The 20282-nt window shown below is 71.1% G+C and carries 14 protein-coding genes; 8 read left to right on the top strand and 6 right to left on the bottom strand.

Annotated features, from left to right (window positions below; genetic code table 11):
- Window positions 1-151: 151 nt before the first annotated feature.
- Genes GB932_RS13405 through GB932_RS13390 form a run of 4 tightly spaced genes read right to left on the bottom strand, consistent with a single transcriptional unit; the run spans window position 152 to window position 4293 of the window.
- Window positions 152-907 (bottom strand): SDR family NAD(P)-dependent oxidoreductase, encoded by a 756-nt coding sequence (locus tag GB932_RS13405; RefSeq protein WP_156761205.1) that lies wholly within the window; start codon window positions 905-907, stop codon window positions 152-154.
- 7 nt (window positions 908-914) lie between these two features.
- The gene (locus tag GB932_RS13400; protein WP_156761204.1) at window positions 915-1769 is read right to left on the bottom strand and encodes a phosphogluconate dehydrogenase C-terminal domain-containing protein; all 855 of its coding nucleotides are present in this window, start codon (window positions 1767-1769) and stop codon (window positions 915-917) included.
- On the bottom strand, window positions 1769-2563 hold the full coding sequence (locus tag GB932_RS13395; protein WP_156761203.1) for a sugar phosphate isomerase/epimerase family protein: 795 nt from the start codon (window positions 2561-2563) through the stop codon (window positions 1769-1771). The genes GB932_RS13400 and GB932_RS13395 overlap by 1 nt, the downstream gene beginning before the upstream one ends.
- Complete coding sequence (locus GB932_RS13390; RefSeq protein ID WP_156761202.1) at window positions 2563-4293, bottom strand: dihydroxyacetone kinase family protein; 1731 nt, start codon at window positions 4291-4293, stop codon at window positions 2563-2565. The genes GB932_RS13395 and GB932_RS13390 overlap by 1 nt, the downstream gene beginning before the upstream one ends.
- Before the next feature lie 70 nt (window positions 4294-4363).
- Between GB932_RS13390 and GB932_RS13385 the strand changes: the two genes are divergently transcribed.
- From GB932_RS13385 to GB932_RS13375, 3 genes are all read left to right on the top strand, one after another.
- Window positions 4364-5101 carry a FadR/GntR family transcriptional regulator gene (locus GB932_RS13385; RefSeq protein ID WP_156761201.1) on the top strand — a complete coding sequence of 246 codons (738 nt, stop codon included), beginning with the start codon at window positions 4364-4366 and terminating at the stop codon, window positions 5099-5101.
- Between the two features lie 95 nt (window positions 5102-5196).
- The gene (locus tag GB932_RS13380) at window positions 5197-7605 is read left to right on the top strand and encodes a glycoside hydrolase family 2 TIM barrel-domain containing protein (protein WP_156761200.1); all 2409 of its coding nucleotides are present in this window, start codon (window positions 5197-5199) and stop codon (window positions 7603-7605) included.
- A 200-nt stretch (window positions 7606-7805) separates the two neighbouring features.
- Complete coding sequence (locus tag GB932_RS13375; RefSeq protein ID WP_156761199.1) at window positions 7806-9110, top strand: MFS transporter; 1305 nt, start codon at window positions 7806-7808, stop codon at window positions 9108-9110.
- 85 nt (window positions 9111-9195) lie between these two features.
- On the opposite strand, the gene GB932_RS13370 is transcribed toward GB932_RS13375, so the two are convergent.
- Together GB932_RS13370 and GB932_RS13365 are read right to left on the bottom strand one after the other, a co-directional pair.
- Window positions 9196-10935, bottom strand: coding sequence for a sulfatase (locus GB932_RS13370; RefSeq protein WP_156761198.1), 1740 nt, complete (start codon window positions 10933-10935; stop codon window positions 9196-9198).
- Window positions 10935-12578 carry a sulfatase family protein gene (locus GB932_RS13365; protein ID WP_156761197.1) on the bottom strand — a complete coding sequence of 548 codons (1644 nt, stop codon included), beginning with the start codon at window positions 12576-12578 and terminating at the stop codon, window positions 10935-10937. Before GB932_RS13365 ends, GB932_RS13370 begins: the two co-directional genes overlap by 1 nt.
- Window positions 12579-12695: 117 nt before the next feature.
- Here GB932_RS13365 and GB932_RS13360 point away from each other — a divergent pair, with 117 nt between their 5' ends.
- From GB932_RS13360 to GB932_RS13340, 5 genes are read left to right on the top strand one after another with little or no spacing between them, the layout of a single operon-like run.
- Entirely contained in the window at window positions 12696-14231 is a 1536-nt protein-coding gene (locus GB932_RS13360; protein ID WP_156761196.1) for an ABC transporter substrate-binding protein, read from the top strand.
- Between the two features lie 51 nt (window positions 14232-14282).
- Complete coding sequence (locus tag GB932_RS13355) at window positions 14283-15221, top strand: ABC transporter permease (protein ID WP_156761195.1); 939 nt, start codon at window positions 14283-14285, stop codon at window positions 15219-15221.
- Window positions 15218-16972, top strand: coding sequence for a dipeptide/oligopeptide/nickel ABC transporter permease/ATP-binding protein (locus tag GB932_RS13350; RefSeq protein WP_156761194.1), 1755 nt, complete (start codon window positions 15218-15220; stop codon window positions 16970-16972). Before GB932_RS13355 ends, GB932_RS13350 begins: the two co-directional genes overlap by 4 nt.
- Window positions 16969-17805: an ATP-binding cassette domain-containing protein gene (locus tag GB932_RS13345; protein WP_156761193.1), complete on the top strand. Its 837-nt coding sequence runs from the start codon at window positions 16969-16971 to the stop codon at window positions 17803-17805. Before GB932_RS13350 ends, GB932_RS13345 begins: the two co-directional genes overlap by 4 nt.
- Window positions 17806-17807: 2 nt before the next feature.
- Window positions 17808-20282 carry a glycoside hydrolase family 3 N-terminal domain-containing protein gene (locus GB932_RS13340; protein ID WP_156761192.1) on the top strand — a complete coding sequence of 825 codons (2475 nt, stop codon included), beginning with the start codon at window positions 17808-17810 and terminating at the stop codon, window positions 20280-20282.

Below are 20282 nucleotides of genomic sequence, written 5' to 3'. Positions count from 1 at the left end.
ACATAACGACGCCAATTCTGTGCCTGACCCTCGCGACACGCCGGCTTCGCACCTGCCCCGGACAGAATTGGCGTCGTTGTGCATCTGGACCCCGATGGACGGGGCGCCGCGCACCCCGTCACCCGCGGCGTCGTCGAACATCCCGACCCCGCTACAGCGTCGTCATGCCGCCGTCGACGGCGAACAGGGCGCCGGTCGCGAAGGCGCTGTCGTCGCTCGCGAGGAACAGCATGATGCCCTCGACGTCGGCGGGGGTTCCCGCGCGGCCCATCGGGATCCGGCCGACGATCGCGGCGCGCGCCTCGGGGTCGTCGCTGATCGTCGTCACCAGCGAGGTCTCGGTGTAGCCCGGAACGACGGTGTTGACGCGGATCCCGTCGCCCGCGTACGCGGCGGCGACGGTGCGCGCGAGCCCGTGGATGCCCGCCTTCGACGCGCTGTACGCCGTGAAGTCCTTCCCCTCGCCGTTCACGCCCGTCGGGCTGCCGGTGAGGATGATCGACCCACCGCCGCGCTCGCGCATCGTTCGCACCGCGTGCTTGACGGTGAGGAAGGTGCCGGTGAGGTTGATGTCGATCATCTTCCGCCACACGTCCAGGTCGAGGTCGGCGGCCGGCGCGTCCTGCCCGAACAGCTGCACGCCGGCGTTCGCGACGACGACGTCCGGGGCCCAGCCGCCCTCCGCGAGCGACGCGAAGGCGGCGGACACCTGGTCTTCCTGTGAGATGTCGACCGCGACGGCGCGGGCGGCCTCGCCGATCCCGGCTGCCGCGCGGTGGGCGGCGTCGCCATCGCGGTCGGCGATGACGACGCGCGCGCCCTCCGCGGCGAATCGCGTCGCGACGGCGAGGCCGATGCCCGTCGCGGATCCCGTCACGAGGGCGGTCTTCCCGGTGAGGCGTGCCATCGGATCCCTATCGGTCGATCGTCTCGAGGTGCAGCATGCGCGCGAGGTTCCTGTCGAGCTCGTCGTCACGGAAGACCTTCTTCCAGTCGTCCTTGATGATGCTCTCGCGACCGTAGTCCATCGCGATGAGGCACGCGTCGCTGAACGGGTTGTCGCCGTTGAGGCTGTTCGCGAGCGCGACCTGCGTGTGGCCGAGGAGGATCGCGCGGGCGGCGGCCTCCGGCACGCCCATCGTGTGGACGGCCTCCTCGAGCGACTCCTTCAGCAGCGCGCCGATCATGCAGGCGATCGTCTCGACGAGCGTCGGCTCGAGCTGGGCGAGCTGCTTGACCGTCACCCAGTGCACGTCGATGACGGGCGCGTAGATGTCGCGCACGACGCGGTCGACGAGCGCGACGGCGTCGGGATCCTCCGATTCGACGGCCGCGATGACCTCCTGCGGGGCGGCGATGCCGCCGAACGTGTCGGCCCACTCCTCGGGCGTCTCGCGCTGGAGGAACACCGACGGATGGCAGGGGTGCGCGACGGCCTGCACGACGTCGTCGCGCGTCGTGAGGAGGCCGGCGTAGGCCGCGGCGGGATCCAGCGTGAGCACGATCGTGCCGGGCTGCAGCTGCGGGACGATCTCGGCCGTCACCGCGCCGAGGGCGAGGTCGGGGACGGCGAGGATGACGATCTCGGCGTCGGCGATCGCGGCGGGCGCCGCGATGGGCTCGTGCCCGGCCGCGCGCAGCCGCTCCTGGCCCGCAGGGGCGCCCTCGACGTGCCGCACCGCGTGCTCGGTCTTCGCGAGGTTGTTCGTGATCCGGGTGCCCATCTTGCCTCCGGCGCCGAACAGGGCGATGCGGTGGGTGCGTGTCATCAGGGGGTCCTCCTCAGGTGGTCGATCGTGCGGCGGGTCCAGTCCCGCTCGGTGCGGACCGTGGCGAGGGCGTCGCCCTGCCACGGAAGCCAGTGCTCGACGATCTCGTCGATGCCGCGACCGCGCGGATCCACGATGGCGAGCAGGTGGTCGTAGTCGTGCAGGCCCTCGCCCATGGGGGCGCCGGAGTAGGTGAATCCGACCCATCCCGGCTGGCGGTCGAACGCGAAGTCCTTCACATGCACGTTCGTCGTGTGGGCGGCCGCGGCCTCGACGCACGCGCGGGGGCTCTCGAGCCGCGCGACGACGTTCGCCGGATCGAGGCAGATGCCCAGGCGGTCGCTGCCGACGCGTTCGACGACGTCGACGAGGTCGGTCGTCGCGACCTGTTCGTAGGTCTCGAGTGCGAGGGTGACGCCGGCGCGCTCGTACGCCGGGATCGCGTCGGCGAGCCAGCGGACGGCGCAGTCGGGCGCGGGGGAGCAGGCATCGCCGCGGAACATCGATCGCACGAGCCGGGCGCCGAGGATCTCGGCGATGGCGAGGAAGCGCTCGAGGCGCGCGGGCTCGATTCCGCGCGTGCCGATCTGGAGCGCGATCCCCAGCTCGTCGGCGCGCCTGGCGAGGGCCCGCAGCTCGGTGTCCGTCATCGACTCGAGCGGCGCGTGGTCGCAGATCTGGAACAGGTCGAGACCGAGCTCCTTCGTCTCGGCGAACGCGTCGCCGAGCGTCATGGGCGCCTCGACGCGATCCGACATCCTCCAGAAGAAGGCGTATGTCCCGAGCCCGATCATCACCGCACCTCCCGCGCCGCGAACAGGTCGGAGACGGTGAGCGCGATCAGCGCGAGCGAGTGCGCGCCCGGATCCGGGGTGCCGATGGCCTTCTCGCTGTGCGTGCGGGCACGCCCCATGCGCGGCAGGAGGTCGGCGGTCGCGGCGGCCGCCGACTCGGCGGCCTCGGCGGCGACCCGCCAGGCGCGGGGAGCGGCATCGCCGTCGGCGATGCGCGCGGCGAAGGCCTCGGCGAGGGGGGCGAGCGCGTCCACGAGCGTCTTGTCACCCGGCTGCGCCTTCCCGTAGGCCATGACGGCATCGGACGCAAGGCTGAGGCCGGTCGCGAGCGCTGCGGGATCCGGGATCCCCGTGTCACCGAGATCGGCGGCGACGGTGCGCAGGATCACACCCCAGATCGCGCCCGACGTGCCGCCCGCGCGATCCGACCAGCCGTCGCCTGCGCGGGCGAGCGTCGTCTGCGCCCCCGCGCCGCGATCGGCGGCGTCGCGGGCGGCGTCGAGGGCCGCGTGCGCGCCGCGCTGCATGCCGATGCCATGGTCGCCGTCGCCGGCGATCCGGTCGATGCGACCGAGCTCGTCGGCGCTGTCGTCGATGGCGGCGGCGGCGCGCTCGAGCGCGGCGACGATGGTCCGGGCGACGCCGCGGGACGGGGCGTCCGACGGGGGCACGTCTGCGGCGGCGGCCTCGTGCTCCTCCTCCGCGTCGGGCTCGCCCGCGGCGATCGCGCCGCGCCGGTAGGCGGGCGTGTCGACGGGGGCGTGCCAGAGCCGCTCGAGCTCGTCGTCGAGCCAGAAGAGCGTGAGCGAGGTGCCGGCCATGTCGAAGCTCGTGCAGTACTCGCCGACGTGCGGGTCGACGGCCTCGATCCCGGCGGCGTCGAGCAGCTGCGCGATGCGGCGGTAGACCACGAACATCTCCTCATATTTGAGGGATCCGAGCCCGTTGAGGACGGGGACGACGCGGGCCCCACGTGCCGATGCGACGCCGTCGGGCAGCTCTTCGAGCGGGCGCGCCACGAGCATCTCGGCGAGCTCATCGGCGGTCGGGATGTCCGTGATGGACAGGCCGGGTTCGCCGTGGATGCCGAGGCCGACGGCCATGCGGCCGTCGGGGACCTCGAACAGCGGGGCGTCCGCTCCCGGGAGCGAGCAGCCGGTGAAGGCCACGCCGAACGATCGCGTGCGCTCGTTCGCGCGGCGCGCGATCGCCGCGACGTCTGCGAGGGGGAGCCCTTCCGTGGCCGCGGCGGCGGCCGCGCGGAAGACCGTGAGATCGCCCGCGATGCCGCGCCGGCGGGTGCGTTCGTCGGCCGGGGCGCTCGATACGTCGTCCGTGACGGCGATGGACTCGCAGGGGATGCCTTCGGCGCGCAGCTGCTCCTGCGCCGAGGTGAAGTTGAGCACGTCTCCCGCGTAGTTGCCGTAGGCGAGGAGGACGCCGCCGCCGCGCTCGACGGCGCGCGCGACGGAGAGGATCTGCTGTGTCGAGGGCGAGGCGAAGAGGTTGCCCATCGCGGCGCCGTGGGCGAGGCCGGGCCCCACCATCCCGGCAAACGCGGGGTAGTGGCCGGATCCGCCGCCGATGACGACGGCGGTCTCGCCGTCGGGGGTGCGGCTGCGTCGGGCGACGCCGCCGGTCACGCGGCGCACGAGGCGTGCGTGGGCGGCGACGAATCCGTCGACCATCTCGTCGGCGAAGTCGCCCGGTTCATTCCAGAGGCGGGTCATGACTCCAGTGTGACAAACCGGTTGACCAATTGCAATCGCCTTTTCGCATTCGTGCGATTAGGTTGTCCCTATGCCAGTCGACGCCTCGGGCACCTCGGACGCCATCGCGGACGCGCTCGGATCCCTCCCGAGCGGTTCGCCGGTCAGCGAGGTCGCTCGGCGCCTGCTCGACCTCTTCACGGGCGGATCCATCGCGCCCGGCACGCGCCTGCCCGCCGAGCGGAACCTGGCGACGTCGCTGGGGGTGGGGCGCTCCGCCGTGCGCGAGGCGCTCGCCGCGCTCGAACTCCTCGGAATCGTCGATGTGCGCCCCGGATCCGGCACCTACCTGCGCGGCGAGGCGAGCGAGCTCCTCCCTCAGACGCTGCGGTGGGGGCTGCTCATCGGCGAGCGCAACACCGCCGAGCTCCTCGAGCTGCGGTCGGGGCTGGAGATCTACGTCGCGCGGCTCGCCGCGACGCGCGCGACCGAAGCGGCCCGGGCGGATCTCGCGCGGCACCTCGAGCGCATGCGCGACGCAGGCGACGACCTGAGCGCCTTCGCCCGCGCCGACTTCGACTTCCACCTGGCGCTCGCGGACGCGGCCGAGAACGGCACGCTGCGCGACCTCCTCCACGTGGTCCGCTCGCTCCTGCAGGTGTACGCGGACCGGGCCGTGCACACGGCCGCGGACGCCACGCTCGCGCTCGACGAGCACGAGGCGATCGCCCGCGCCCTCGAGGCGCGCGACGCCGACGGGGCGGCCTCGGCGATGGCGGTCCACATGATCACGGCCGCCGAGCGGCTGCGCACGCTGCTCTCGTCGTGACGCGGCCCGCCGGCGGCGGCCGGCGCGCCTGATATCGTCGTCGAAAACAGAGCGGATCCAAGGTTTTCGGAGCCGCTCGCGAGCGGGAGACACCGATGACGACGATCCCCCTGATGGACGACTGGGTCTGTCGCACACCGCGCGGCCCCTTCTCGATGGGCGACGACACCTCGGAGCGCGTCGTCCGCCTGCCCCATGACGCGCTGCGCGACGCCGAGCGATCGGCCGATGTCCCGGCGAAGGGCGCCGCCGCCTCCTACCCGGACGGCGCGTTCAGCTACGTGAGGGCGCTCGACGCGCCCGCCGAATGGGCGGGCCGGGTCGTGCGGCTCGAGATCCAGGGCGCGCATCGCCGCGCGCAGGTCTTCGTGAACGACGAGTTCGCCGGCAACCGCGCCGACGGCTACGCGCGCTTCTTCGTCGACATCACGGCATTCCTGCAGCACGGCGAGCGGAACGAGATCCGCATCGAGGTGCGCAGCGGCCAGGATTCGCGCTGGTACTCGGGTGCGGGCCTGCACCGCCCCGTCGTCCTGCACGTCGACGAGCCGATCCACGTGGTGCCCGACGGCGTCGTCGTGACCACGGCGCGCATCGAGGGCGACCAGGCGGTCGTCGACGTCGTCACCGAGGTCGCCAACGCCGGGCTCGTCACGCGCACAGTCCACGTCGCGACAGAGATCGCGGATCCGGACGGCGCCGTGGTCGAGGGCGACGACACGCCCGTCACCCTCGCGCCAGGGGCGCGAGAGGTCGTGCGGCAGCGCCTGTACATCGCGGATCCGCGCCTGTGGAGCCCCGACGGCCCCGAGCTGCACCGCGCGACGGTGCGGGTGGGCGACGGGGCGCCCGTCGAGGTGGCGTTCGGGATCCGCACCGTGACGGCGGATCCGAACAAGGGGCTGCGCATCAACGGAGAGCCCGTGCTCCTGCGCGGCGCGTGCGTGCACCACGACAACGGGCCGCTCGGCGCCGCCGCGATCGGTCGCGCCGAGGAGCGCCGCATCGAACTGCTCAAGGAGGCCGGCTTCAACGCGATCCGCGGCGCGCACAACCCCGTCTCGCCCGCGATGCTCGATGCGTGCGACCGGCTCGGCATGCTCGTCATGGACGAGGCGTTCGACATGTGGACGCGGTTCAAGACGCCGTACGACTACGCCGCCGAGTTCCCGCAGTGGTGGGCCGCGGACATCGACGCGATGGTCGCGAAGGACCGCAATCATCCGAGCGTCATCATGTACTCGATCGGCAACGAGATCATCGAGACCGGAACGCCGCACGGCGCCCGCTGGGCCCGTCGACTCGCGGAGCGCGTGCGCGCCGCGGATCCGACCCGTCTCGTCACGAACGGCGTCAACGCCTTCCTGTCGGTGATCGACGAGCTCGGCGAGATCCGCGCCGGCCTCGAGCAGGCGGGCGGCCTGAACGAGGCGATGAGCGGCGACGACGGGCCCTTCGCCGCGGTCGCCGTGAGTGCGACGGCGACGAGGCGCATCGAGGAGTCGAGCGCCGCCGTCGACGTGCTCGGGCTCAACTACGCCGAAGCGCGCTACGGCCTCGACAGCGAGCTGCATCCGCATCGCATCATCGTGGGGTCCGAGACCTTCTCCACCCAGATCGGCACCCTCTGGCCGCTCGTGAAGACGCATCCGCACGTCATCGGAGACTTCACCTGGACGGGGTGGGACTACCTCGGCGAGGTCGGCATCGGATCCACTGTCTACGCCGACGACGAGAGTGCGCGCGCCGCGCTCGAGCGCGAGCACCCGTGGCTCACGGCCTGGTGCGGCGACATCGACATCACCGGTTTCCGGCGTCCCGCCTCGTACTACCGCGAGATCGCCTTCGGCCTGCGAACGGATCCGTTCATCGCCGTCTCCCGGCCCGAGAACAGCGGGCGCGAGATCGCGTTGCGCTCGCCGTGGGCGTGGAGCGACACGGTCGCATCCTGGAGCTGGGCGGGTCACGAGGGGACCCCGACCGCCGTCGAGGTGTACGCCGACGCAGACGAGGTCGAGCTGCGCCTCGACGGCGAGGTGCTCGGGCGCGCGGCCGTCGGCGAGCGGATGCCGCTCGTCGCCGACCTCCGCGTCGCGTACCGCCCGGGGCGGCTCACGGCCGTCGCCTTCCGCGGAGGGGTCGAAGTCGGCGAGACCTCGCTCACGACCGCCGGCGCGACGAGGCTCACGGCCATCGTCGACCGGGACCAGCTGCGCGACGATGCGGCGGATCTCGCATTCTGCGCGATCGAGCTGCGCGACGATCGCGGGATCCTCGTGACGGGTGTCGATCGCGACGTGACCGTCTCGGTGACGGGATCCGCCGAGCTCGCCGGCATGTCGAGCGCGCGCCCCGCGACCGAGGAGCGCTTCGATCAGGCGACGTGGCGCACCTTCGACGGCCGCGTGCTGGCCGTCGTGCGCCCCACGGGGGCAGGTGATGCGGTGATCGAGGTGACATCCCCGAGGCTCGACCCCGTGCGGATCCCCCTGACGATCCGCTGACGTCCGTCCCCGTCGCACAGTTCGGCCTTCGCGTTCTGCGCGGAGGTCGGTTCGAGCGACGGGAGTGCGGTGTGGCGAACTCCGGACGGAACGCGTACAGTGTCTCCGGCACATGAATCGTTTCATCAACGAAGGCGATCGGGTCGGCCGCGACGCCGACCGCGCCCGGTATCGGCATTCAAGGAAGAGGCGTACGGACTATGGCACGCATCGGTGCGAAGCGGACGACGGGGTGGAAGGCCACCATCGCCGTCGCGATGTCCAATTACATCGAGGCCGGATCGATCATCGCGATCGCGACGAGCCTCGGGTTCTGGCAGGTGGAGTTCGGCTTCACCGACGGATTCGCGGGCCTGCTCGCGGCCCTCAGCGCGAACGCCTTCGGCGCCGCCGTCGGCGCGATCATCGGCGGTCCGCTCTGCGACCGCCTCGGGCGCAAGTTCATCTACACCTACGACCTGATGCTCTACATGGTCGGCGTGCTCATCGCTGCGTTCGCCGTGAACAGCGGCATGCTCATGCTCGCCTTCATCCTCACGGGGATCGCGGTCGGCGCCGGCGTGCCCGCGTCGTGGACCTACATCGCCGAGGAGGCGCCGAGCGCGCAGCGCGCGAAGCACGTCGGCACCGCCCAGCTCGCCTGGTCGGTCGGACCGGCGATCGGCTTCTTGCTCGCCGCGCTTCTCGAGCCGATGGGGCTGTTCGGATCCCGCATCATCTTCATCCACCTGTTCGTCGTCGCCTTCATCACGTGGTGGGTGCGCCAGGGACTCTCGGAGTCGAAGCGCTGGACCGAGACGAAGAACCTGCGGGTGCAGAACGGATCCCAGAAGGTGCTCGGCGGGCGCGGATTCAAGGCACTTCTCGGGCGGAAGAAGAACCTCACGGCGCTGCTGTTCCTCATCGGCGTCTACGGATTCTGGAACACCGTCGCCGGCCAGGCGGGCATCTTCATGCCGCGCGTGTACGACGCCGCCGGGTTCACGAACTCGCAGCAGCAGTTCTTCCTTCAGTCGTTCCTGTGGCTGTGCACCGTCATCGGCACGTACTTCGGATTCATGCTGCTCGCCGACCGCATGTCGCGCCGCCTGCTGTATTTCATCGGCGCAGCCATGGGCATCGCCGGCTGGGTCGTCCTCGTGTACCTGCCTGCGTCGGGGTGGACGATGTTCGCGTTCGCCGTGCTGTGGGGCCTCGCCTCGGGCATCGGAGCGCAGGCGTTCTACGGCCTCTGGACCGCCGAGCTGTTCTCGACGCAGTACCGCGCGTCGGCGCAGGGGCTGCTGTTCTTCGCCGCCCGCATCATGGTGGGTCTGCTGAGCTACGGCTTCCCCGTGTGGCTCGTGTCGATGGGGCTGCACGGCCTCGGTGCGATCCTCATCGCGATCCTCGCCGTCTCGCTCATCGTCGGCTCGATCTGGGCGCCGAACACGCAGGGCAAGTCGCTCGAGGAGATCGAGCAGGAGCGCTACGGCGCCGACGAGCCGGATCTCGCGCGCGTCTGATTCCGCAGCACGCGCGGCGCCCCGTCGGCCTCGGCCGGCGGGGCGCCGCGCGTGTGCCGCCCGGCGAGTGGCGTCGCCGAGCTGCTCAGCCTGCCGCGGCCAGGTCGCGGTCGAGCGCCCGGAAGGCGCGCGACGAGATCCCCGCCCGCGCGGCGATGGACAGCAGGCTCGCGTCCGGCGCGATCCCGACGAGCTCCGACCCGACGAGCTCGGGTGCGTGGCGCCGAACCACCTCGCTCAGGGGCGGATCGAGCAGGAGCGCGCGCAGGGGCATCGTGAGGAGGTCCGGCGCGGCGAGCTCGTCGACGCGGGGGAGCGGATCCGCGATCTCCTGCGCGCGGTCGCGATGGGCGCGGGCGAGCAGATGTCGGCCCTCGACGGGGCCGGTCGCCGGCAGGCCGAGCCGTTCGAACTGGCTGGCGGGGGCGTCCTCGGCGCGCAGCGCGTCGACGAGGAGCCGCACCATGCGCAGCTCGGCGGCGTCGTCGGCGAGCGGTTCGCGCTGATCGGGATCGCTCTCGAGATCGAACAGCATCGTGCCGTGTCGCCACGACGTCAGCCACGCCGACGCGACGGGGATCCGCATGGTGCGCAGGCCCTTCGTGAACGAGAACGCCTCTGCCGGTTCCCATTCGGCGAGCTCATCGGGGGAGAACCGCCACCGCATGTGCGTCGGCATGAGCGTGAACTCCTCGAGCGGGGCGTTCTCGGGTGAGACCGCAGACCGCATGTACACGTATCGACCGTCGGTGATGTTCACGTGGTCGCCGTGCTTGCCGAACAGGGTCGACGCCGGAGCGTCCTCGGATGAGGCCAGCGGCTGGCCCTGCATGTCGGGCGTCGCATCGACACCGAAGAAGTCGAGCACGGTCGCGGGGATGTCGATCGTGCGAGCGAGCCGGTCGTCGCGGTCGCCGCGGCGACCGCCGCGCGGATCCCAGAGGTACATCGGCAGGTGAACGAGCTCGTTGTACCAGGGCTGGAACGACTTCGCCCACCAGCCGCGCTCGCCGAGCATGTACCCGTGATCGGTGTTCACGATGAGCATCGTGTCGTCCCACAGGCCCTGCTCGTCCATCGCGTCGAGCACGCGCCCGAGCGAGTGGTCGCACATCTCGAGCAGGGCCAGGTACTCCTCGCGGGCGGACGCCACGTCGTCATCACCCTCTGTCACACGCTGATACGGCGGCCAGTCGAAGGTCGCGTCGCCGCTGAGGCCCCGTGCCTCCCGGAAGCGCGCGGCGGCGAAGAACGGCTCGTGCGGGTCGAACAGCTCGAGCTGCAGCATCCACCGATCGGCTTCGGCGTTCGCGGCGAGGAACTCGAGCCCGGCGTCGACCGTGCGGGTCTGCGAGTGCGTCGCCTCCGTCGCCATGTGGGCCCGGTTGACCTCGTCCTGCGAGCGCATGCGCACGATGGGGTTCTGGCGCGGATCCACGCGATCGACGACGCCCTTCCACGGATCGCCCTCCTGGCCGCGGAAGAACTCCCACGTGCTGTATCGCGTGTGATAGGTCGCCCCGCCGTCCTCCCAGTAATGCTGGTGATCGCTCGCGAGGTGCGTGTGGACGCCCGCCTTCCCGAGGATCTCCGGCATCGAGTCGTCGAAGGGCTCGAGCGGGCCCCAGCTGCGGTGCAGGAAGTTGTGGCGGCCCGTGTGCATCTCGCGACGCGCGGGCATGCAGGGCATGGATCCGGCGTAGAAGTTCTCGAAGGCGACGGTGCGCGCCGCGAGGCGGGCGAAGTTCGGCAGCCGCGCCTCATCGACATACGGCGGCACCATGCGCCGGTTGAGGCTGTCGAACATCAGGATGATCGCGCGCATCAGCGAACCGCCTCCGTGATCTCCAGTCGCACCTCGGGGCTGGGGGCGTGACCGAGGCGCCACGCGCCGACCCAGATCGAGGATCCTGCCGGCGGGGCGAAGGGGCCCGCGACGAGGCGCCAGCGGCGGCCGTCCTGGCGCGGGGATCCGCTCTGCTCCTCGATCACCGTGCGTTCGCGCTCGTCGGCGGGCGGGTCCGTCGTCCACCCGATCGAGGCGCCCGCCGTCGCGCAGGTCGCGGTGAGGACGCCGTCTGCGACGGCGACCTCCGGTACGGCGGTGTGCCGCGGATCGCCGCCCGGCCGCCACCGCTCCAGCAGATCCCGCTCCGGCATCGTGCCGAGGTCGCCGTGCTCCGCCCGCCATGCATCGAGCGCGGCGCGGAGCCGGTCGCGGACATCGCGGTAGGCGGGATCGGTCACGAGGTTCGTCGTCTCATGGGGATCCTCACGGAGGTCGAACAGCTCCTCCTCCGGGCGCGGCACGGCGACGATCGAGCGCTGCAGATCGGTGAGGATCGCGGGCACCTCACCGAGCGACAGCCGCTGACCCTCCTCGTGCACGAGGCGGCGCAGCTCGCCCCACGTGTCGAGGTGATCGGGGTAGTGGTTGTACTGCATGCCCGATCGATCCGGATGCAGATTGAGCGTGTAGCGGTAGCGCTCATCGCGCACGGTCCGGACGGCGTCCTCCTGCGCATCCATGCGGTCGCGCGCGCCGAACGCGTACGGCGCGGCGGGGAGGGCATGCCCTTCCGAGGTGAACAGCGGCGTCCCGTGCATGTGCGCGGGGACCTCGAGGCCTGCGGAGGCGAGCATCGTGGGGGCGAGGTCCATGGTCATCACGACCTCCTCGCGCGTCGCGCCGGCGGGGATGCGACCCGGCCAGCGGGCGATGAGCGGGACCCGCAGCCCTGCCTCGTTCGCCCAGCGCTTCGCCCGCGGGAAGCTCGCGCCGTGATCGCTCCAGAACACCACGAGCGTGCTCTCGGTGAGGCCGTCGGCCTCGAGCTCGTCGAGGATCCGCCCGACCCACGCGTCCATCGCGGTGATGAGGTCGTAGTAGCGCGCCCACGCGCGGCGGAAGGGCTCCGTATCCGGGTGGTACGGCGGGAAGCTCGCCTGATCGGGATCGACCCGCTCGTCATCCGGGAGGGCCGCGGTCTCGGCCGCGTACGCGTCGTCCCCGTAGATGCGCGATTCGTGGGTGATCAGGCTGTGGAACGACGCGAAGAAGGGGGCGCCTTCCGGGCGATCGCGCCAGTGGGCTGTGGGCGAGCACTCGTCGAACGCCGTGGGAGGCGTCTCGACCTGGAAGTCGGTGAACCAGTTGTTGGTCGCGTAGTAGCCGGCCTCGCGGAAGCTCTCGCTCACGAGGTGGACATCGTCGGGCGGGACGGCCTTGGTGCGCATGTGCATCGTGCCGATCGAGATCGGATAGCAGCCCGTCATGATGGCCGACCGCGCCGGCGCGCACACCGGCGCCGCGGCGAAGGCCTGGTCGAAGCGCACGCCTTCCTGCGCGAGCGCGTCGAGGCGCGGAGTGGAGGGCTGGTCGGCGTCCGGCCAGAGCCCCTCGTATGCACCGAGGTGCGGATTGATGTCGTGCGTCGAGATCCACACGATGTTGGGCGACGTCGCCATGATGTGCCGTCTCCATTCTGCGCCGTTGCAAAACCACTGAACACCATTTAGTGTTGCACACACCCGATCGCGATGCAGGGTCGGACTCGCCTCCACACAACGACGTCAGGAGACGCCATGGCACTCACCCGAACTCTCTCCGCGGCCGGCGCGGCCGCGGCCGCCGCGCTCGTGCTCGCCTCGTGCAGCGCGGGGGCCGGCGACTCGCCCGGCGGCGACGCCGGGCCGCAGCGCCTCGTCGTCGGCTCGCTCCAGGAGCCGACGAGCTGGGATCCCGCGCAGGCGAACGAGGGGCACCTCGCGCCGATCTACCAGGCCGTCTACGACACGCTCATCAAGCGTGAGCCGAACGGCGAGCTCAGCCCCATGCTCGCGACCGACTGGACGACGAGCGACGACGGGCTCTCGCTCACGCTCGAGCTGCGCGACGACGTGACCTTCAGCGATGGCACCCCGTTCGATGCCGAGGCCGTCAAGGCGAACATCGAACACTTCCAGACGGCCAACGGCCCGATGCTCGCCAACCTCGCAGCGGTCGAGAGCGTCGAGGTCACCGGTGATCACGAGGTCGTTCTGCATCTCTCATCGCCGGACCCCGATCTCCCGGACAGCATCGCGAATGCCGGTGGGTACATCGGCAGCCCGGACGCGATCTCGGATGGATCCATCGACACCGTGCCCGTCGGGACGGGTCCCTACGTTCTCGACGAGGCGAACTCGGTCGTCGGCTCCACGATCACCTATACGCGCACGGAGGACTACTGGGGCGAGGAGCTCCCGTACGACGAGGTCGAGTACAAGGTGCTCGTCGACGAGACCGCCCGACTCAACGCGCTCACCTCCGGTCAGATCGATGTCGCCTCGCTCAACCGCGCCGCGTCGGCGCTGCAGGCGGATGCCGCGGGCCTCCACAGCGAGGAGGGCTTCTCGGTGAACTGGGGAGGGCTCATCTTCTTCGACCGCACGGGCGAGCTGCAGCCCGAGTTCGGGGATCCCCGCGTGCGCGAGGCGCTCGCGATCGCGATCGACAGCGAGGCACTCGTCGATGTCGGGTGGGAGGGGCTCGGAGATGCGACCTCACAGGTCTACGCGCCCGAGACCGAGGCCTACGACGAAGACCTCGATGGTGCCTACGCCTACGACCCCGAGCGGGCGGAGCAGCTGCTCGCCGACGCCGGCGCGAGCGACCTCGAGATCACGCTGCCGACCTCTTCGGTGTTCGAGCCGGTGATCTACGACTCGATCATTCAGAACTGGGAGGACATCGGCGTCACCGTCACGCGTCACCAGTGGGGCCCCGGCGAGGCGATCCCGTCGATGCTCAGCGGTGAGTTCCCGGTGGCGTTCATGACCCTCGCCCAGCGCTCCGACTGGGGGACCGTGAAGTTCCTCTTCGCGGAGGATGCCGCGTGGAACTCGCTCGGGTCCAGCGATCCCGAACTGCAGGCGCTCATCGACGCCTACCCGGGCGCGGACGAGGCCGATCAGGCGCAGATCGCGCGCGAGATCAACACGTGGATCGTCGACAACGTGTGGTTCGCGCCCGTCATGCGGCCGGGCACGTTCGTCTACTGGACCGACGCGGTCGACGTCGAGGTGCAGGTGCGTCAGGCCGTGCCGTCGATCTACAACTACGCCCCGAGCGGCAACTGATCCCGGGCGGTGGGGCGCGCTACGTCCCACCGCCCCGTCCGGAGAACCCTCATGCGCTTTCTCGTGAAACGCCTCGCGTCGGCCGTGTCGCTCGTGTTCGGCGCGTCGCTCATCGTCTTCCTCATGCTGTCGCCCGCCTTCGGCGACATCGCGTTCAACGTCCTCGGTGAGAACGCGTCCGCCGCGCAGGCCGCCGAGCTCAACGCGGAGCTCGGCTTCGATCAGCCGCTCGTCGTGCAGTACGTGCAATGGCTCGTCGGCGCCGTGTCGGGCGACCTGGGCGAGTCGCTGTTCACGACGCAGTCCGTCTGGGCGGCGCTCATCGTCCGCACGCCCGTGACCGTCGCGCTCGTGGTCCTCGTGACGGCGCTCAGCGGCATCCTCGGATTCGCGGTGGGCGTGGTTGCGGCCGTCAGGCGCGGATGGATCGACCGCGCCCTCCAGTTCGTCTCGACGCTCGGCGACGCGCTGCCCGCGTTCATCATCGCCCTGTTCCTCGTCACGGTGCTCGCCATCCAGCTCGGCGTGCTGCCCGCGACCGGATACACCGCGTTCGCGACCGATCCCGCCGCGTGGGCGCGCAGCCTCACGATGCCCGTCATCGCGCTGACGGTCGTCGCCGTCGCCGGCGTCGCCCAGCAGGTGCGCAGCTCGATGATCGCGATGCTCCGGCAGGACTTCGTCCGCACGCTGCGCAGCCGCGGCCTCTCCGAGACCCGCATCGTCCTCGCGCACGTGCTCCGCAATGCATCGACGACCGGCCTCACGGCGCTGGCCGTCCAGGTCGTCGGGATCCTCGGCGGCGCCGTCGTGATCGAGCAGATCTTCGCTCTGCCCGGCCTCGGAAGCCTTGCTGTCGAGGCGTCCGCCCGCACGGACGTGCACGTCGTGCTCGGCACCGTGACCGCGTACGTCGTCATCGTCGTCATCGTCAACCTGCTGGTCGACCTCGCGGTCGCCGCGCTGAATCCCAAGGTGCGCCTCTCATGAGCCAGACAACGACCCTGATCACGGCCGCGCGCACGCGCCGCGAGGGCGTGATCGGCCGATTCCTCCGCAACCCGCTCGGCGTCATCGCGGCCGTCGTGCTCGTCCTCATCGTCCTCGCGGCGCTCTCGGCGCCGTTCCTGGGCCTGCCGGCACCCGGCACGGCGAACCTCCGCGACGCCCTCCTCCCCTCGAGCGCAGAGCACCTGCTCGGCACCGACTCGTCGGGGCGCGACGTCCTGAGCCGCCTCCTCTGGGGCGCGCAGATCAACCTCGCGGGCGCCGCGCTCGCCCTCGTCGTCGCCCTCGTCGTGGGGTTGCCGACCGGCCTCATCGCCGGCTACTACGGCGGCTGGTTCGACGCCGTCGCGAACTGGTTCACGAACCTCAACATGGCGCTGCCCGGCATCGTCGTCCTCCTCGCGGTGCGCGCTGTCGTCGGCCCCTCCATCTGGATCGCGATGGCTGTGTTCGGCATCCTGCTCTCACCCGCCGTGTTCCGCATCGTGCGCGCGGCCGTGCAGTCGGTGCGCGGGGAGCTCTACGTCGACGCCGCCAGGGTGTCGGGCCTCGGCGACGCGCGCATCATCGGGCGGCACGTCCTCACCGTCGTACGCGCCCCCGTCATCATCCAGACCGCGCGCCTCGCGAGCATCGCCATCGCGATCCAGGCGGGTCTCGAGTTCCTCGGGCTCTCCGACAGCTCGGTGCCATCCTGGGGCAGCATGCTCAACGAGGGCTTCCGCCGCATCTTCGTCAACCCGTCGCTCGTTCTCTGGCCGAGCGTAGCGATCGGCCTCACGACCATGGCCCTCATCCTCCTGGGCAATGCGATGCGCGACGCCCTCGAAGATCGCGGCTCCGGCTCCGCCACCCGCACCGGCCGCACGGCGCCCGCGGAGATCGCGGCGGACGACAGCCGGTCGCCCCTCCTCTCCGTGCGCGACCTCGAGGTCAGCTACGGAACGGGCGATGCGCAGAATCCCGTCGTCCACCACGTCAGCCTCGACGTGGCACCGGGAGAGGTGCTCGGGCTCGTCGGCGAATCCGGCTCCGGCAAGTCCCAGACGGCCTTCTCCGTGCTCGGGCTCCTCCCAGAAGGCGGATGGGTCTCGCGCGGCTCGATCGAGTTCGAGGGGGCGGAGGTCACAGGCCTCGACCCGCGCCGCCGCCGGCGACTGCGCGGCGCGGGGATCTCCTATGTGCCGCAGGAGCCGCTCAGCAACCTCGATCCGGCCTACCGCATCGGCCACCAGCTCACGGAGCCGCTGCGCAGGGCGCTCGGCATGTCGAAGCACGCAGCGAGGGAGCGCGCGCTCGAGCTGCTCGAACGCGTCGGCATCCCGGATCCAGGGGCTACCTTCCGCGCCTACCCGCACGAGATCTCGGGCGGCATGGCGCAGCGGGTGCTCATCGCCGGCGCCGTGGCGGGACGGCCCCGGCTCCTCATCGCCGACGAGCCCACGACGGCCCTCGACGTGACGGTGCAGGCCGAGGTGCTCGACCTGCTCCGCGACCTGCGCGAGGAGACGGGCATGGGCGTTCTCCTCGTCACCCACAACTTCGGCGTCGTCGCCGACATCTGCGACAGGGTCGCCGTGATGCAGTCCGGCCGCATCGTCGAGACGGGCCGCGTCGAGGACATCCTCGAGCGGCCGCAGGAGGCCTACACCCAGACCCTCCTCGAATCGATGCTCGAGGACGGCGGAGACGTGCGCGTCTACCGCGGCGCCTCGGAAGGAGGAGCGCGATGAGCGACATCGGACCGCTTCTGAGGGTCGACGACCTCGAGGTCGTCTTCACGGGGCGCGGAGGGAAGCGATTCCAGGCGCTCGACGGCGTCTCACTCGACATCCGTCCAGGCGAGACCGTCGGGCTCGTCGGGGAATCGGGATCGGGGAAGACGACGATCGGGCGCGCGATCCTCGGCCTCGTGCCCGCGAGCGCCGGCCGGATCACGTTCGACGGCCGCGACATCACGCGGCTCCCGGCACGCGAGCGGCGCGAGCTCGCGAAGGACATCCAGGTGGTGTTCCAGGATCCCTACACCTCCCTGAACCCGTCGATGACGATCGCCGACATCCTCGCCGAGCCGCTGCTCATCCAGGGGTGGACGCGGAACGATGCCTACGGGCGCGTGCGCGAGCTCCTCGATCGCGTGCACCTCCCCTCCGACGCCTCGTCGCGCCTCCCGCGCGAGTTCTCGGGCGGGCAGCGGCAGCGCATAGCGATCGCGCGCGCGATCGCCCTCGGCCCGCGGCTCATCATCTGCGACGAGCCCGTCTCGGCGCTCGATCTCACGACCCAGGCGCGCGTGCTCGACCTGCTCGTCGAGCTGCAGGAGGACACCGGCGCGGCGTACCTGTTCGTCTCGCACGACCTCGGCGTCGTGCGGCACATCAGCCACCGCGTCACGGTCCTCTACCGTGGTGACATCGTGGAGCAGGGCGACGTCGACCAGGTCACGGCGCGACCAGAGCACCCCTACACGCAGAGACTGTTCATGTCGGCACCCGTGGCCGATGTCGCGGAGCAGAGGGCGCGCCGAGAGCGGCGCCGTCAGCTCGCCGCCGAAGGAGAGAAGTGACGATGACGACTCCCGTGACGATCGCGACCGCGCGCCATTCCGACGGGACGCCTTTCCGCGACCTGAACGGCAACGGCGTCATGGATCCGTATGAGGACCCGCGGCGCCCGGTCGAGGAGCGCGTCGAGGACCTGCTGGCGCGCCTGAGCCTGCACGAGAAGGCGGGGCTCATGGTGCAGTCGGTCGTCGCCGTCACAACCGACGGCGACATCGACGGGCCCCCGATGACCGACCGACGGCCGTCCGCCCGGGAACTCGTCGAGGAGCGCGCCGTGACGCACCTCAACGTGCATCGGATCCCCGACCCGGCCACCATGGCGCGGTGGACGAACAGCGTGCAGCGCGTCGCCGAGCAGTCGCCTCATGGGATCCCCGTGACGATCTCGACGGATCCGCGCCATTCGTTCACCGAGAACTGGGGCGCGTCGTTCCAGGCCGAGCATCTCTCCGCGTGGCCCGAGCCGCTCGGCCTCGGCGCCCTCGCCGATGAGGAGGCGGTGCGCGAGTTCGCGGACATCGCCCGCCAGGAGTACCTCGCCGTCGGGATCCGCACGGCGCTGCATCCGACGCTCGACCTCGCGACCGAGCCGCGGTGGGCGCGTCAGTACAGCACCTTCGGGCAGAACGCCGAGCTCGTGGGACGCCTCGGGCTCGCCTACATCGACGGTTTCGAGGGCGGCGGGGAACTGACCGCGAACAGCATCGAGTGCATGGCCAAGCACTTCCCGGGCGGCGGGCCGCAGCGCGACGGCGAGGACTCCCACTTTCCGTACGGCCGGGAGCACGACTACCTCGGCGGACGCTTCGAGGAGCACCTCGAGCCCTTCCGCCGCGTCATCGAGCGCGGCGTGCCCGCCATCATGCCCGCGTACGGGATCCCGATGGGGCTCACGCTCGACGGCGAGCCGATCGAGGAGGTCGGCTTCGGGTACAACCGGCAGATGATCCAGGGCCTGCTCCGGGAGCGCCTCGGCTACGACGGCGTCGTCTGCACCGACTGGGGCCTTGTGACCGAGTCGCGGATCCTCGACAAGACGCTCCCGCCGCGCGCGTGGGGCGTCGAGCACCTCGACGAGTCGCAGCGCGTGCACCGGATCCTCGATGCCGGCTGCGACCAGCTGGGCGGCGAGGAGGATCCGGGATACATCGTGTCGCTCGTCGAGCGCGGCGCCGTCGACGAGTCGCGCCTCGACGAATCCGTGCGGCGCCTGCTCCGCGTGAAGTTCCAGCTCGGGCTGTTCGAGAACCCGTATGTCGACGAGGCCGCCGCCGAGCGGATCGTCGGCTCCGCGGAGTTCGTCGAGAAGGGGCGCCACGCGCAGTCGCGATCGATGGTCGTGCTCGAGAACGGTCGGCCGTCCGCGCCGACCCTCCCGCTCGGACGCGGCATCGCGGTGTTCTCGGACGAGATCTCCGCCGACGCCGTCACGGCGGCGGGGCTGCGCTCGGCGGCCGATCCCGCCGAGGCCGAGGCGATCGTCGTCCGCACGGAGGCGCCGTACGAGCCCCGCGACGACTACATGCTCGAGGCGAGCTTCCACGCGGGCTCGCTCGAGTTCTCTCCCGCGTTCGAGGAGCGCGTGCGCCTGCTGAGCGTCGAGGCCCCCGTCGTGCTGGTCGTGCGGCTCGACCGCCCCGCCATCCTCGAGCCGCTCCTGCCGTTCTGCGCGGCCGTCGTCGCGGACTTCGGCGCCTCCGACGCGGCGATCCTCGATGTCCTCACCGGGCGCGTGCCGGCCGCGGGCGAGCTGCCGTTCGACATCCCGCGCACGGCGGCCGCCGTCGTGCCGTCGCGACCCGACGTGCCCGGCGACACGGTGCGCCCGCTGTTCGTGGCGGGGCAGCCGAGCGCCCCCGTCGCGCGGCGAGCAGGGCGCCGGACCTACTCCCAGGGCAAGGAGAGCCGGCTTGCGATCCTCGAGACGGCGCTCGATGTGATCGAGCGGAAGGGATACAGCGCGACCTCCCTGCGCGACATCGCGGCCGAGGCCGGGATGACGCAGGCCGGCCTCCTCCATCACTTCGGCACGAAGGAGAACCTGCTCGTCGAGGTGCTCCGGCAGCGCGACGTCGTGAACAGGCGCCACCTCACGGTGGATCCCGGCGACGACCCCATGACACTCCGCACTGCGCGCCACAACGTCGACGTCCCGGGGCTCGTGCACCTGTACGTCAGCCTCCAGGCGGCCGCGGCGGATCCCGAGCACCCGGCGAACGAGTTCTTCCGCCGGCGCGACGTCCTCGTCACGGGGACGATCCGGCGCGACATCGAGGCGCGCCAGAATGTCGGGACGTTCCCCGCCGACGTCGACCCCTCGATGATGGCGCGCGTTCTCCTCGCGGTCTCGGACGGCCTCCAGGCCGAGTGGGAGATCGACAGGGACAGCTTCGACCTGCCCGGCACGATCGAGTGGCTCTGGAGCCAGTTCGCCTCGCGCGCGGAGGCGCCGGACGGATCCGGCGACGGGAGGAGCTGA

Origin of the sequence: Microbacterium karelineae (assembly GCF_009745985.1) — a bacterium.
Lineage (GTDB): Bacteria > Actinomycetota > Actinomycetes > Actinomycetales > Microbacteriaceae > Microbacterium > Microbacterium karelineae.
Note: the sequence above shows the minus strand (reverse complement) of the source record. Positions and strands in the feature narration are given on the sequence as shown.

What these genes read in the sequence shown, in the direction of transcription:
- GB932_RS13405 (WP_156761205.1), bottom strand. Translation starts at nt 907, where the DNA reads ATGGCACGCCTCACCGGGAAGACCGCCCTCGTGACGGGATCCGCGACG.
- GB932_RS13400 (WP_156761204.1), bottom strand. Translation starts at nt 1,769, where the DNA reads ATGACACGCACCCACCGCATCGCCCTGTTCGGCGCCGGAGGCAAGATG.
- GB932_RS13395 (WP_156761203.1), bottom strand. Translation starts at nt 2,563, where the DNA reads ATGATCGGGCTCGGGACATACGCCTTCTTCTGGAGGATGTCGGATCGC.
- GB932_RS13390 (WP_156761202.1), bottom strand. Translation starts at nt 4,293, where the DNA reads ATGACCCGCCTCTGGAATGAACCGGGCGACTTCGCCGACGAGATGGTC.
- GB932_RS13385 (WP_156761201.1), top strand. Translation starts at nt 4,364, where the DNA reads ATGCCAGTCGACGCCTCGGGCACCTCGGACGCCATCGCGGACGCGCTC.
- GB932_RS13380 (WP_156761200.1), top strand. Translation starts at nt 5,197, where the DNA reads ATGACGACGATCCCCCTGATGGACGACTGGGTCTGTCGCACACCGCGC.
- GB932_RS13375 (WP_156761199.1), top strand. Translation starts at nt 7,806, where the DNA reads ATGGCACGCATCGGTGCGAAGCGGACGACGGGGTGGAAGGCCACCATC.
- GB932_RS13370 (WP_156761198.1), bottom strand. Translation starts at nt 10,935, where the DNA reads ATGCGCGCGATCATCCTGATGTTCGACAGCCTCAACCGGCGCATGGTG.
- GB932_RS13365 (WP_156761197.1), bottom strand. Translation starts at nt 12,578, where the DNA reads ATGGCGACGTCGCCCAACATCGTGTGGATCTCGACGCACGACATCAAT.
- GB932_RS13360 (WP_156761196.1), top strand. Translation starts at nt 12,696, where the DNA reads ATGGCACTCACCCGAACTCTCTCCGCGGCCGGCGCGGCCGCGGCCGCC.
- GB932_RS13355 (WP_156761195.1), top strand. Translation starts at nt 14,283, where the DNA reads ATGCGCTTTCTCGTGAAACGCCTCGCGTCGGCCGTGTCGCTCGTGTTC.
- GB932_RS13350 (WP_156761194.1), top strand. Translation starts at nt 15,218, where the DNA reads ATGAGCCAGACAACGACCCTGATCACGGCCGCGCGCACGCGCCGCGAG.
- GB932_RS13345 (WP_156761193.1), top strand. Translation starts at nt 16,969, where the DNA reads ATGAGCGACATCGGACCGCTTCTGAGGGTCGACGACCTCGAGGTCGTC.
- GB932_RS13340 (WP_156761192.1), top strand. Translation starts at nt 17,808, where the DNA reads ATGACGACTCCCGTGACGATCGCGACCGCGCGCCATTCCGACGGGACG.